The sequence below is a fragment of the Pandoraea sp. B-6 genome (genome assembly GCF_000282835.1).
Classification (GTDB): domain Bacteria; phylum Pseudomonadota; class Gammaproteobacteria; order Burkholderiales; family Burkholderiaceae; genus Pandoraea; species Pandoraea cepalis.
Genome location: NZ_KB290532.1, coordinates 1,742 through 14,929 on the forward strand (window position 1 = coordinate 1,742; position 13,188 = coordinate 14,929).

At 64.3% G+C, this 13,188-nt stretch carries 11 protein-coding genes; 2 read left to right on the forward strand and 9 right to left on the reverse strand.

Features of this window, described 5'->3' with window-relative positions:
- Positions 1–196 precede the first annotated feature (196 nt).
- Together thiD and lplT are read right to left on the reverse strand one after the other, a co-directional pair.
- A complete protein-coding gene (thiD, locus tag A985_RS0114370; protein ID WP_017234101.1) occupies positions 197–1,021 on the reverse strand; it encodes a bifunctional hydroxymethylpyrimidine kinase/phosphomethylpyrimidine kinase in 825 nt (274 codons plus the stop codon).
- Between the two features lies 1 nt (position 1,022).
- Complete coding sequence (gene lplT / locus A985_RS0114375; RefSeq protein ID WP_017234102.1) at positions 1,023–2,315, reverse strand: lysophospholipid transporter LplT; 1,293 nt, start codon at positions 2,313–2,315, stop codon at positions 1,023–1,025.
- A 337-nt stretch (positions 2,316–2,652) separates the two neighbouring features.
- Between lplT and alr the strand changes: the two genes are divergently transcribed.
- Together alr and radA are read left to right on the forward strand one after the other, a co-directional pair.
- The gene (alr, locus tag A985_RS0114380; RefSeq protein WP_017234103.1) at positions 2,653–3,723 is read left to right on the forward strand and encodes an alanine racemase; all 1,071 of its coding nucleotides are present in this window, start codon (positions 2,653–2,655) and stop codon (positions 3,721–3,723) included.
- A gap of 23 nt (positions 3,724–3,746) precedes the next feature.
- Positions 3,747–5,120 carry a DNA repair protein RadA gene (radA, locus tag A985_RS0114385; protein WP_017234104.1) on the forward strand — a complete coding sequence of 458 codons (1,374 nt, stop codon included), beginning with the start codon at positions 3,747–3,749 and terminating at the stop codon, positions 5,118–5,120.
- An 81-nt stretch (positions 5,121–5,201) separates the two neighbouring features.
- Here the strand turns inward: radA and A985_RS0114390 are convergent, their stop codons facing one another.
- The 7 genes from A985_RS0114390 to dapC all read right to left on the reverse strand — a co-directional run.
- The gene (locus tag A985_RS0114390; protein WP_017234105.1) at positions 5,202–7,142 is read right to left on the reverse strand and encodes an ATP-binding cassette domain-containing protein; all 1,941 of its coding nucleotides are present in this window, start codon (positions 7,140–7,142) and stop codon (positions 5,202–5,204) included.
- Between the two features lie 172 nt (positions 7,143–7,314).
- On the reverse strand, positions 7,315–8,742 hold the full coding sequence (gene cls, locus A985_RS0114395) for a cardiolipin synthase (RefSeq protein ID WP_017234106.1): 1,428 nt from the start codon (positions 8,740–8,742) through the stop codon (positions 7,315–7,317).
- 111 nt (positions 8,743–8,853) lie between these two features.
- Positions 8,854–9,747 (reverse strand): 50S ribosomal protein L3 N(5)-glutamine methyltransferase, encoded by an 894-nt coding sequence (gene prmB, locus A985_RS0114400; protein ID WP_017234107.1) that lies wholly within the window; start codon positions 9,745–9,747, stop codon positions 8,854–8,856.
- A 20-nt stretch (positions 9,748–9,767) separates the two neighbouring features.
- Positions 9,768–10,919, reverse strand: coding sequence for a succinyl-diaminopimelate desuccinylase (gene dapE / locus A985_RS0114405; protein WP_017234108.1), 1,152 nt, complete (start codon positions 10,917–10,919; stop codon positions 9,768–9,770).
- A 4-nt stretch (positions 10,920–10,923) separates the two neighbouring features.
- Positions 10,924–11,271, reverse strand: a complete 348-nt coding sequence (locus tag A985_RS0114410; protein WP_017234109.1) for an ArsC family reductase — start codon at positions 11,269–11,271, stop codon at positions 10,924–10,926.
- Between the two features lie 87 nt (positions 11,272–11,358).
- Positions 11,359–12,186 carry a 2,3,4,5-tetrahydropyridine-2,6-dicarboxylate N-succinyltransferase gene (gene dapD, locus A985_RS0114415; RefSeq protein ID WP_017234110.1) on the reverse strand — a complete coding sequence of 276 codons (828 nt, stop codon included), beginning with the start codon at positions 12,184–12,186 and terminating at the stop codon, positions 11,359–11,361.
- Between the two features lie 24 nt (positions 12,187–12,210).
- The coding region (gene dapC / locus A985_RS25570; RefSeq protein ID WP_232424622.1) for a succinyldiaminopimelate transaminase at positions 12,211–13,188 on the reverse strand (978 nt) is incomplete at its 5' end.

Sequence of the window (13,188 nt, forward strand, 5' to 3'; positions counted from 1 at the left end):
GGGATTGGTTCGAGGAAGAGCGCGGATTTATCGTGCCTGATTTCTGGGCGCCGCGCGCCCGGCATCGCATCGAGGAATTGAGCGAACGGGCCGACGCGGCCGCGCGTCGCGCGCTGGCGCAGAGTGCCGACGACGGCGCGCCGTCGATCTGAGTCGGCGTATTGCGCGTATTGCGAGCGTTCAGCGCCTCACTGCGTCACGCCTTGGGCCAGACGGCGTGGAAGTGATGCACGGGGCCGACACCGTGGCCGATGTGCAATGTGTCGCTGGCGGAAAGTGCGCCGTTGAGATACGCCTTGGCGTCGCGCACGGTGTCCGACCAGTCGTGGCGACGGGGTCGCAACGCGGCCAGCGCGGCGGAGAGCGTGCAGCCGGTACCGTGGGTGTTGTGCACGGCGATGCGCGGGGCGGTGAAGCGCTCGACCCCGGTCGCGCTCACGAGCCAGTCCGGGCTGAGATCGCTGGCCAGATGGCCCCCCTTGACCAGCACATGGCGAGCGCCCAGCGCGCGCAGCGCTTGCGCTTGCTGTTCCATCTCGCGTTCATCGGTCGCGGGCTCGACGCCGAGCAGCGCCGCGGCTTCCGGCAGGTTGGGGGTGATCAGATCCGCCAGCGGCAGCAGTTCATCGCGCAATGCGGCGACGGCGTCGGGTTGCAGCAACGCGTGGCCGCTCTTAGAGATCATCACGGTATCGAGCACGACGAAGCGCGGCTTGTACTGCCGCAATCCGGCGGCAACGGCGCGCACGACCTCGGCATTGCCAAGCATGCCCAGCTTGACGGCATCGACCGTCAGATCCTGGAAAACGGCATCCATTTGCGCAGTGACGAAACTCGCCGGCGGCGTGTGGATGGCGGTGACCCCCTGCGTGTTCTGCGCGGTGAGGGCGGTAATCACGCTGGCACCGTAGGCGCCGAGCGCGGAAAACGTTTTCAGATCGGCTTGGATGCCGGCGCCACCGCTGGAATCCGAGCCGGCAATGGTGAGAACGATGGGAACGGACGACTGACGCGAAGACATATCAATGCTTGATTTCGCCGATGAGCGCGACCGAATCGAATTCGCGCTGATTGGCCTGGTGACGCCGCATGACGAGCCACATCGTACCCGAGACAAACACGCCGAACAGAATGATGACGACCCCCACCGGCACGTTGAACCAGATCAGCAGCGCGTAGAGGCACAGCATGATGAGCACGGAAAGGTTCTCGTTGAAGTTCTGCACGGCGATGGAATGGCCCGCCGAGAGTAAGACGTGACCGCGATGTTGGAGCAGGGCGTTCATCGGCACCACGAAGAAACCCGCGAGCGCACCGACGATGATGAGGAAGATGTAGGCAACGATCAGGTACAGCGGCACTTTCCAATCGGCGCCCCACGGCAGTAGGTCCTTCGAGAAGAAGGCCATCGCCATCACCGCGATGCCCATGGCGATGCCGACCGGCAGCACTGAGAGTGAACGCTTGAGCGGGATGCGCGAGGCGGCGGCGATGGCGCCGATGGCCACGCCCACCGCGGACACCGCCTGCAGGATGGCGCCTTCCGAGAGCGTCATGCCCAGCGCTTTTTCGGCCCAGCGCAGCACGATGAACTGGAGCGTTGCTCCCGCGCCCCAGAACAGGGTCGTGACGGCGAGCGAGATCTGGCCCAGCTTGTCGCGCCACAGCGTGGTGAAGCAGTCGGCAAAATCGGAGACGAGTCGGATTGGATTACGTTGCTGACGCGCGTAACGCGCGCCCGTGTCGGGGATGCGCAAATTGAACAGCGCGGCAATCACGTAGATGACCATGATGACCACCATCGAGGCCATCGCCGGCGTATTGATGACCTCTGGCGTGCGTTGGAGCACCCATTCGGAAATATGTGGGCTGATGAGTGTGCCGCCGAGAACGGTGCCGAGAATGATCGAACTGACCGTCAGCCCCTCGATCCAGCCGTTGGCCGCGACCAGTTTCTCCGCAGGCAGCAATTCGGTGAGAATGCCGTACTTCGCGGGCGAGTAGGCCGCCGCGCCGAAGCCGACTACACCATACGCGATCAGTGGATGCGAGCCGAACAGCATCATCAGGCAGCCCGCGACCTTGATCGAGTTGCTGATGAACATGACCTTGCCCTTGGGCATCGAATCGGCGAAGGCCCCGACGTAGGCGGCGAGAATGACGTAGGAGAGCACGAAGAAGAGCTTGAGCAGCGGCGTCATCCACTGCGGGGAGTGCAGATCTTTCAGGAGCGCGATTGCGGCGATGAGCAATGCATTGTCGGCCAGCGACGAAAAAAACTGCGCGGCCATGATGGTATAAAAGCCTTTCTTCATCGTTCCTTGAGTCGATCCCGTGCTGCGTAAAACTTGCGTGTCTCGGTTGTCGGTATCCGCAGCGCCCGCAACGGGGTTCCCCACGGAAGAAACCGGGCTTAAACATCGGGGTATCGGCGCGCTTCGGCCAATCAACTGTCGTTATTCGGCCGTATATTCGGCCTTGATGCTCCCCGTGTCGGGCGCCCGGTCGCCCTCGGTCTGAGACCGGTCTTGTTATCGGGAGAAAAATTTGGCAAAACAAGTTGTGCGCACGGCTTTATAACACGAAAATATGCCGATGCGTTATGCCGCCAGCCTGTCCTGGCGAGCGTCTCCTTCGATCCCGTGTCCGCTTATGCCTCGTCCAATCAAAGTCTCGATTCACACCGCAGCCCTCGCTCACAATCTCGATGTCGCCCGCCGCAGTGCGCCCCGCGCCAAGGTGTGGGCCGTGGTCAAGGCCAATGCCTACGGGCATGGCATTGAAAACGCGTATCCCGGATTGCGCGACGCCGATGGCTTCGGCCTGCTCGATCTCGACGAGGCCGTGCGTTTGCGCGAACTCGGCTGGGCCGGTCCGATTCTGCTGCTCGAAGGGTTCTTCAAACCCGAAGATCTGGCCGTCGTCGACAAGTATGGTCTGACGACGACCGTGCACAGCGACGAACAACTGCGCATGCTGGAGACCACGCGCCTGAGCAAGCCGCTCAACGTGCAGCTCAAGATGAATTCGGGCATGAACCGTCTCGGCTTTGCCCCCGAGCGATTTCGCGCCGCATGGGAGCGTGCTCGCGCGATTCCCGGCGTGAGCCAGATCGTGCTGATGACTCACTTTTCCGATGCCGACGGTCCGCGCGGCATTGCGTATCAGATGGAAGCGTTCGAGCGTGGCGCATGCGACGTGCCGGGCGAGCGCAGCCTGGCCAACTCGGCCGCCACGCTGTTCCATCCGGAAGCACACGGCGCATGGGTGCGCCCGGGGATCATGCTCTATGGCTCCTCGCCGAAAGGTCTCGAAGTCCCGGCGGCCACGCTTGATCTGCAACCGACCATGACGCTCGAAGCCGAGTTGATCGGTATTCAGGACGTGCCGGCGGGCGGTACGGTCGGTTACGGTAGCGTATTCACCGCCGAGACGCCGATGCGCGTGGGCACAGTGGCCTGCGGCTATGCCGACGGCTATCCGCGTGTTGCACCCTCGGGCACGCCGATACTGGTCGACGGTGTGCGCACGCGCACCGTGGGCCGCGTGTCGATGGACATGCTGGCCGTCGATCTCACGCCGGTGCCGCAGGCACGCGTGGGTGCGCCTGTCACGTTGTGGGGGCGGGGCCTTTGCATCGACGAGGTCGCAGCGTCGGCCGGCACGCTCGGCTATGAGCTGATGTGTGCCGTGGCGCGCCGCGTGCCGGTGTACGCGAACTGAGCATCAGGACAGGATCGCCACGCATGGCCAAAGCCAAGACTGTCTATATTTGTACCGAATGCGGCGGGCAGACGCCCAAGTGGGCGGGGCAGTGTCCCCACTGCAACGGCTGGAATTCGCTCGTCGAATCGGTGGCGGAAGCGCCGACAGGTCATCGATACCAATCGCTCGCCAAGAGTACGCCTGTGCGCAAGCTCGCGCAGATCGAGGCGGCCGATGTGCCGCGCTTCTCCAGCGGCGTGAGCGAATTCGACCGCGTGCTGGGCGGCGGTCTGGTTGCCGGCGGCGTGGTGCTCATCGGGGGAGATCCCGGGATCGGCAAGTCGACGCTGCTGCTTCAGTCGCTTGCACATCTGGCGCGCGAACGGCGTGCGCTGTATGTGAGCGGCGAAGAATCGGGCGCGCAGATTGCCTTGCGTGCGCAGCGCCTGGGCCTCGGCGCCGCGGGCGAGGGCGGCGGGGAATTGGATTTGCTGGCGGAAATCCAGCTCGAGAAGATTCTGGGCGCCATCGAGTCGGAGAAGCCCGACGTGGTCGTGATCGACTCGATCCAGACGGTCTACTCAGAAGCGCTCAGTTCGGCGCCGGGATCGGTCGCGCAGGTGCGCGAATGCGCGGCGCAACTCACGCGCAGCGCCAAGCAGAGCGGCGTAACGGTGATCATGGTTGGCCACGTAACCAAGGAAGGCAGTCTCGCCGGGCCGCGCGTTCTCGAACACATCGTCGACACGGTGCTGTATTTCGAGGGCGATACGCACTCGTCGTACCGGTTGGTGCGGGCGTTCAAAAATCGCTTCGGTGCCGTCAACGAGTTGGGCGTGTTTGCGATGACGGAGAAAGGCCTGCGCGGCGTGGCGAATCCGTCGGCCTTGTTCCTCTCGCAACATGAGCAAAGCGTGCCGGGCTCGTGCGTGCTCGTCACGCAGGAAGGCACGCGCCCGCTGCTCGTCGAGGTGCAGGCGCTGGTCGACACGGCGCAGGTGCCCAATCCGCGGCGTTTGGCCGTGGGGCTGGAGCAGAACCGGCTGGCCATGTTGCTCGCCGTGATGCATCGTCATGCGGGCATCGCCTGTTTCGATCAGGACGTGTTCCTGAACGCCGTCGGCGGCGTGAAGATCTCGGAGCCGGCGGCCGATCTGGCCGTATTGCTGGCAATTCATTCGTCGCTGCGCAACAAGCCGTTGCCGCGCGGCATCGTGGCATTCGGCGAGGTCGGGCTGGCGGGCGAAATCCGGCCGAGCCCGCGCGGTCAGGATCGTCTCAAGGAAGCCGCCAAACTGGGCTTTTCGATTGCGATCATCCCGAAGGCGAATGCGCCGAAGCAACCCATCGACGGCCTCGAAGTGCATGCCGTCGACCGTTTGGAGCACGCGATTTCCGTCGTGGCGGGGTTGTAGTCGCGCTGGCGCTTGGGGGCGCTCCGGGGCAGGCCTTCTCAAGGCCATGCCACCGCCCCGGCAGCCAGGGTCTGACGCCTGTCAGACGATCTGCTCGAGCGCTTCCTGTGCGTCGAGCCATTCGGCTTCAATGTCCGACAGTTTGGCCGTGACGTCCACCTGCTGCTTCAGGCTGTCGGTCAGCAAGGCTTTTTTCGCGTCTTCATAGGTGCCGCTGTCGGCGAGGATGGCGTCGAGTCGCGCCTTTTCGTCCGCGAGTTTCGCCATCGATTGCTCCAGCTTCTCGATCTTGCGTTGCAGCGGTTTGCGCAGTTGAGACAGCCGCTGGCGTTCCTGCGCTTCGGCGCGCTTCTGATCCTTGCGATTGACGCCGTCGCCACTCTCTGCACTCTCACCGCTACCGTTGCTGGCATCACGTGCCGCGGCCCGTTGGTCGGCCGCGTGTTGCAGCAGCCAGTCGCGATAGTCGTCGAGATCGCCGTCGAACGGCTTTACTTCGCCGCCGGCCACGAGCAGAAACTGATCGGTGGTCGCGCGCAGCAAATGCCGATCGTGCGAGACGAGAATCAATGTGCCGTCGAACTGCGCCAAGGCCATCGTGAGCGCGTGGCGCGTTTCTAGGTCCAGGTGATTGGTCGGTTCGTCGAGCAGCAGAAGGTTCGGCTTGCGCCAGATGATGAGCGCGAGCGCCAGACGCGCCTTCTCGCCGCCAGAGAACGGGGCGATCGACGACGTGGCCATGTCACCACGGAAATTGAACCCGCCCAGAAAATCCCGTAGCTCCTGCTCGCGCGTATCCGGGGCGAGCCGCTGCAAGTGCTGCAACGGCGAATCGTCGTGACGCAGCGTTTCGACCTGATGCTGGGCGAAGTAGCCGATCTGCAGGCCCTTGCCGGTTTTCACCGAGCCGGTGAGGGTCGCCAGCGTGCCGGCGAGCGTTTTGATCAGCGTCGATTTGCCCTGACCGTTGGCGCCGAGCAGGCCGATACGTTGCTCGTTCTGCACCGACATCGTGACGTGCGGCAGGATGACCTTCTCGCTGCCGTCCTCGAGCGGGTAGCCGCAACGGACGGCTTCGAGCACGAGCATTGGGTTCGGCGCGCTGTCAGCCGGGCGGAACTCAAACGTGAACGGCGACGCGATATGCGCGGGGGCGATGCGCTCCATCTTTTCGAGCGCCTTCACGCGACTCTGCGCCTGGCGTGCCTTCGTCGCCTTGGCCTTGAAGCGCGTGATGAACGACTCCAGGTGCGCAATCGTCTTTTGCTGCTTCTCGAAGGCGCTTTGCTGCAGCGTCAGTTGCTGGCCGCGCAGGATTTCGAACTGACTGTAGTTGCCACCGTAACGCTTGATCTGCTGATTCTCGATGTGCAGCGTGACGTTGCAGACCTCGTCGAGAAATTCGCGATCGTGCGAAATCACGATGAGCGTACCGGGGTAACGCTTGAGCCAGTCTTCGAGCCAGACGATGGCGTCCAGATCCAGGTGGTTGGTCGGCTCGTCGAGCAGCAACAGATCGGACGGGCACATGAGCGCCTGCGCCAGATTCAGGCGCATGCGCCACCCGCCCGAGAAGCTGGCGACCGGCAACTGCGTTTGCGCCAACGTAAAGCCGAGGCCGAGCAGCAGCGCCTCGCCGCGGGCCGGGGCGGTGTACCCGTCGGCGTCGGCGAAGGCCGCGTGGGCGTCGGCCTGGGCATGGCCGTCGTGAGCGACTTCCGCCGCCGCAATATTCGCTTCGATCTCACGCAGCCGCGTGTCGCCGTCGAGAACGTAGTCGAGCGCAGTACGCTCGACCGCTGGCGTCTCCTGCATCACATGCGCCAGGCGCCAGCTACTGGGCACGAAGACATCGCCCCCATCCGCGTGCAACTGCCCGCGCAACAGCGCGAACAGCGTGGACTTGCCGGCGCCGTTGGCGCCGACGAGGCCGACGCGCTCGCCCGGGTTGAGCGTGACGGAGGTGTCCTCGAAGAGCGGCTTGGTGCCGCGCGCGAGGGAAAGGTGTTCGAATCGGATCACGAAAAAGGCCGAGGGGTAAGCGGGTCAGTGCGTCCTTGGCCTGCGCGGCGGGCATGTGCCGTCGATCCAATGAGGACCGAACGTGCCATGCCGGCAAACCCACGCGCAGAGGACGGCAGAACCGCTATTTTACCGGTCTGCGCAGGCGAATGCGATGCGCGCCGTCGACTGGCTACAGAATTGGGGCGAAAAGCCGCGCCACGCGCATCACAATCTGGCGCCATTTCGGAATCGTCCGAAATTCGTCCTTGTTCAGCAGGGTGGCATGCTCGAAGTCGTGCGTGAGCATGAACGCGACGTCATCGGCAAAGGCGCGGTCGACGGTCAGCAGCATGATCTCGAAATTGAGGCGGAACGACCGGTTGTCGAGGTTGGCGCTACCGACGGCGGCCGCGCTGTCGTCGATCAGTACGACCTTCTGGTGAACGAAGCCGTGTTGATACCGATAGACGTTGATGCCGCTGCGGGCGGCTTCGAAGGCGTACGACGTGGTGGCTTCGAACACCACGCGGTGATCGGCCCGGTCGGGGATCAGGATGCGCACGTCCACGCCGCGCAGCACCGCCAGGCGCAATGCGGAGAACACGGCTTCGTCGGGCACGAAGTAGGGAGTGGTGAGCCAGACCCGCTGTTGCGCAGCGTTGATGGCGGTGACAAAGAAGAGCGACGACGTTTCCAGCCGGTCGGCGGGGCCGCTGGGCACCACCTGGCAGTGCATGTCTTCGCCGGAGGCGACCGGTTGACGATTCAGCTCCGGTACCGTGCCCGTACTCCAGTGCCAGTCTTCGGCGAACGCGCGTTGAATGCCGACCACTGCCGGGCCGCGCACGGCAATGTGCGTGTCGCGCCAGGGGGCCAGCGGCGGTTTCTCGCCAAGATACTCCACGCCGACGTTGTGACCGCCGATGAACGCTTCGTTGCCGTCGATCACGACAATCTTGCGGTGATTGCGAAAGTTCAACTGGAAGCGATTCACGAAAATACCGCGCTTGGCGGCGGCGAACTCGTGCACGAGGACACCGCCTTGGCGCAGCGTGTCGCAGTAACTGCCGGGCAAGTCGTGGCTGCCGATCCGGTCGTAGAGAAAGAATACCTTCACGCCCGTGGCGGCGCGCGCGAGCAGGCGGGCGGACAGGGCGCGTCCAAGGGCATCGTCCTTGACGATGAAGAACTGAATGACGATGTAGTCGCGCGCGCGGTCGATGGCGGCAAAGATGGCATCGAACGTGGCGTGGCCGTTCACCAGCAGACGCACGCGATTGCCGGCAACGAACGACATGCCCGTCATGGCGGTGAGCGCCGCAAACTCGGGATGGGCTTCCATCGCGACAGGCGGCTCACCGCTCCATTGTGTTTCGCCGATGCGGGTTTGCAACGCTTGATTCCGGGCGCGCCGGGCCTCGACGTAGCCGATGAACTTCGATCGGCCGAGGAACAGGTAGGGGATGAGCGTGAGGTAGGGCATCGTGACGAGCGATACCGCCCACGCCACGGCGCCCTGCGACGTCCGTACCGTCAGCACGGCATGGATCGCGGCGATCGCCCCCAGTGCATGGATACAGGCGACGGCAAAGCCGACGTCGAGCCAATTGAGCACCATGACGGACAATCTTCCTCCATGCCGTGAGTCGCGCGGACCCGGGAACCCGAGTGTAACCGGGCTGCACGACCTTAGGCGAGCACTCGCTGCAATGGGCGAGCACCGAGGCGATTACGGCAGGTCGGCGGCCTGTACCAGGAACACCATGTCGTCGCCGGCGCTCGTGGCGAGCCACGTCATCGGCAGATCGGGGAACGCGGCTTCGACAAAGTGACGTTCGTTGCCGATTTCCACGACCAGGACGCCATGCTCCGTCAGGTGCTCGCGTGCACCGGCAATGATGCGTCGAACCACGTCCATCCCGTCGTTACCCCCCGCCAGGGCAAGACGCGGCTCGTGGCGATACTCGGCCGGCAGCACCTGCATCGAACCTTCGTTCACATACGGCGGATTGGTGAGGATGACTTCGTAACGCTTGCCCGTGGGCAGCGGTGCATACAGGTCGCCCAGATGCAGCGCGACACGGTCGTCGAGGCCGTAGTCGGCCACGTTGATCCTGGCCACGGCGAGCGCGTCGGGTGAAATGTCGACGGCATCGATCTGCGCGGCCGGGAAGGTCTCGGCGGCCAGAATCGCCAGGCAGCCGGAGCCGGTGCACAGTTCGAGGACCTCGGCCACGTCGTCGGCGTGATCGACCCACGGCTGCAAAGCGTCTTCCAGTAATTCGCCGATGAACGAGCGCGGCACGATGACGCGCTCGTCCACGTAGAACCGGTGACCGTGCATCCACGCTTCATTCGTGATGTAAGACGCCGGCACTCGCTCGCCCGCACGACGGTTGACGACCGACAGTACGCGCTCGATTTCGTCGGGCAGCAAACGGGCGTCGAGAAACGGGTCGAGTGTGTCGATCGGGAGGTGCAGCGTATGCAGCAGCAGATAGGCGGCCTCGTCGTACGCCGTGGCCGTGCCATGCCCGAAGGCCAGCTCGGCCTCGGTGAAGCGCGAAACGGCGTAGCGCAATAGGTCGCGTAATGTCTGGAAGGGATGGGTCTGTGTCGTCATGGTGGAATGCCTCGTGCGCCTCAGGCCACCAGGCGCGTCAACACGCCCCGATAGATGTTCTTGAGCGGTTCGATGTCGGCCACCGCGATGTGTTCGTCGATCTTGTGGATGCTGGCGTTGCACGGACCGAATTCGATGACCTGCGGGCAGATGCGCGCGATAAAACGCCCGTCGGACGTGCCGCCCGTGGTCGAGAGTTCGGTCTCGAGCCCCGTTTCCTCGCGGATGGCGCTCGCGAGCGCTGCCGACAGGTCGCCGCGCGGCGTGAGGAACGGTTGGCCGCTGATCGACCAGTCGAGCGTATAGGTCAGGCCGTGACGGTCGAGCAACGCATGCACCCGTTGCTGGAGGCCGTCGGACGTGCTGGCGGTCGAGAAGCGGAAGTTGAACATCACCGTCAACTCGCCGGGAATGACGTTGGTCGCGCCGGTGCCTGCGTGGATATTCGAGATTTGCCACGTGGTGGGCGGGAAATACTCGTTGCCGTTGTCCCACACGGTTTGCGTCAGCTCGGCGAGTGCCGGCGCGAACAGGTGCGTTGGGTTCTTGGCGAGGTGCGGATAGGCAATGTGCCCCTGCACGCCTTTGATGACCAGCTTGCCCGACATCGATCCGCGACGGCCGTTCTTGACCATGTCGCCCAGGCGCTGGCTCGAGGTCGGCTCACCGACCACGCAGTAGTCCAGGCGCTCGCCCCGCGCCGTGAGCGCTTCAACGACCTTCACGGTACCGTCGGTGGCGGGGCCTTCCTCGTCGCTGGTCAGCAGGAAACCCACGGAGCCGGTGTGATCCGGATGTTGGGCGACGAACTCCTCGGAGGCGACCACGAACGCCGCCAGCGACGTTTTCATATCGGCGGCGCCACGACCGTAGAGCATGCCGTCACGATGCGTGGGGGCAAACGGATCCGAATGCCATTGCTCCAGCGGGCCGGTCGGTACGACGTCGGTGTGGCCTGCGAAGACGAGCAGCCGGCCGTCGGGGCCGCGCGTGCCGCGCTTGATCGCCCAGAGGTTGGTCACGCCGTTCGACGCGATGGTCTCGCACGCGAAGCCGATGGCCTCAAGGCGGCGCGCCAGGATGGCCTGGCAATCGCGGTCTTCGGGCGTCACCGAGTGACGGGCGATCAGTTGCTCGGTGAGCGCCAGTGTGGCGCCTTGGGAGAAAGTCATGAATTCAGAATCGTGAGGCGTAACTGTCGGGCGCGAAGCCCACGGAAACCTGGCCGTCGGCCACCAGCACCGGGCGCTTGATGAGCGATGGATTTTCGACCATCAGCGTGCGGGCCACCGACGTATCGGCCGCCGCCGCTTGTTGTTCCGGCGAGAGTTTGCGCCAGGTCGTGCCCTTGCGATTGAGCAGCGTGGCAAGCGGAACCTGGGCGAGCCAGGTGTCCAGCAGCGCGTCGTTCACGCCCGCTTTCTTGAAGTCGTGAAAGTCGTACGCCACGCCGTGCTCGTCGAGCCAGGTGCGCGCCTTCTTCACGGTGTCGCAGTTGGGAATGCCATACAGCACTGCCGTCATCGCCGAAACTCCTGGTGTCGCGATTGCAAAGATGCGCCGAAGCCCTCGCCGCCCAACTGGCGGCGAAGCCTCGGATACCGCGTTGCCTTACTCGCCGCGCAGCAGGTCGTTGATGGCCGTCTTGGCGCGCGTTTGCGCATCGACCTTCTTCACGATCACGGCGCAGTACAGGCTGTACTTTCCGTCCTTCGAGGGCAGGTTGCCCGGCACCACGACCGAGCCGGCCGGCACGCGGCCATAATGCACTTCACCGGTTTCGCGATCGTAGATCTTGGTCGACTGCCCCAGATACACGCCCATGGAGATCACCGAGTTCTCTTCGACGATCACGCCTTCCACGACTTCCGAGCGGGCGCCGACGAAGCAGTTGTCTTCGATGATGACCGGGTTGGCCTGCAGCGGTTCGAGCACGCCGCCGATACCGACGCCGCCCGAGAGGTGAACGTTCTTGCCGATCTGGGCGCACGAACCGACGGTGGCCCACGTGTCGACCATCGTGCCTTCGTCAACGTAGGCGCCGATGTTCGTGTACGACGGCATCAGCACCACGTTCTTGCCGATGAACGAGCCACGACGCGCCACGGCCGGCGGCACGACGCGGAAACCGCCGCGTGCGAAGTCGTCGGCGGTGTAGTTGGCGAACTTGCTCGGCACCTTGTCGTAGAACTGGCTGAAGCCGCCAGCCGGCATCACGACATTGTCTTCGAGGCGGAACGACAGCAGCACGGCCTTCTTGACCCATTGGTTCACGATCCAATGGCCGTCTTGCTTCTGGGCCACGCGCAAGGCGCCCTTGTCCAGTTCGGCGATGACGTGGGCGACGGCCTCACGCACCTCGGCAGGTGCCGACTTCGCCGAGATCTCGGCACGGTTGTCCCAGGCTTGGTCGATGGTGGTTTGCAGTTGTTGCGACATGGCGAGAATCGGTTGCAGTGAGAATTAAAGGGATTGGCAGAACTGCACGATGCGCTGGGCGCCTTCGGTGCATTCGTCCACATCGGCCACAAGGGCGATGCGCACATAGTTCTCGCCCGGGTTGGTGCCGTGCGCCGCGCGGCCCAGGTACGACCCGGGCAGGACGGCCACATTGTATTGCGCCAGCAACTGGCGCGTGAATTCCGTGTCGGACAGGCCGGTTTTCGTGTCGACCCGAGCCCACAGGTAGAAGCCCGCGTCTGGCAGACGCACGTCGAGCACGTCGGCGAGCATTGGCGTGACGGTCTGGAACTTCTTCAGGTACTTGCTGCGGTTCAGGCGCACGTGGGCTTCATCGTTCCACGCTGCAACGCTCGCCGCTTGCACGGCCGGACTCATCGCGCAGCCGTGGTACGTGCGGTACAGCAGGAATTTCTTGAGGACAGCGGCGTCGCCCGCCACGAACCCCGAGCGCATGCCCGGCACGTTCGAGCGCTTCGACAGGCTCGAGAACACGACCAGACGGTCGAAGCCCCGACCCAGTCGATGCGCTGCCGCCAGGGCGCCCAGTGGCGCATGTTCTTCGTCGAAGTAGATCTCGGAATAACACTCGTCGGACGCAATCACGAAGCCGAATTCGTCGGAGAGGTCGAACAGGCGTTTCCAGTCGGCAAGGCTCAGCACGGCGCCGGTCGGATTGCCCGGCGAGCAGAGATAGACAAGTTGGACGTCGCGCCAGACGTCGGCCGGCACGGCGTCGTAGTCCGGCGCGAAATTACGCGCGGGATCGCTGTCGACGTAATAGGGCGTCGCGCCGGCGAGCAACGTGGCGCCTTCGTAGATCTGGTAGAACGGGTTCGGACACACCACGCGCGCGCCGGGCTTGCTGCCGTCGACGACCGCCTGGGCGAACGAAAAGAGCGCCTCGCGCGAGCCCGTGACCGGCAGAACTTCCGTGGCCGGATTCACGTTGGGCAGTGCGTACCGGCGCTCCAGCCACTC

What these genes read in the sequence shown, in the direction of transcription:
- thiD (WP_017234101.1), bottom strand. Translation starts at nt 1,021, where the DNA reads ATGTCTTCGCGTCAGTCGTCCGTTCCCATCGTTCTCACCATTGCCGGC.
- lplT (WP_017234102.1), bottom strand. Translation starts at nt 2,315, where the DNA reads ATGAAGAAAGGCTTTTATACCATCATGGCCGCGCAGTTTTTTTCGTCG.
- alr (WP_017234103.1), top strand. Translation starts at nt 2,653, where the DNA reads ATGCCTCGTCCAATCAAAGTCTCGATTCACACCGCAGCCCTCGCTCAC.
- radA (WP_017234104.1), top strand. Translation starts at nt 3,747, where the DNA reads ATGGCCAAAGCCAAGACTGTCTATATTTGTACCGAATGCGGCGGGCAG.
- cls (WP_017234106.1), bottom strand. Translation starts at nt 8,742, where the DNA reads ATGGTGCTCAATTGGCTCGACGTCGGCTTTGCCGTCGCCTGTATCCAT.
- prmB (WP_017234107.1), bottom strand. Translation starts at nt 9,747, where the DNA reads ATGACGACACAGACCCATCCCTTCCAGACATTACGCGACCTATTGCGC.
- dapE (WP_017234108.1), bottom strand. Translation starts at nt 10,919, where the DNA reads ATGACTTTCTCCCAAGGCGCCACACTGGCGCTCACCGAGCAACTGATC.
- A985_RS0114410 (WP_017234109.1), bottom strand. Translation starts at nt 11,271, where the DNA reads ATGACGGCAGTGCTGTATGGCATTCCCAACTGCGACACCGTGAAGAAG.
- dapD (WP_017234110.1), bottom strand. Translation starts at nt 12,186, where the DNA reads ATGTCGCAACAACTGCAAACCACCATCGACCAAGCCTGGGACAACCGT.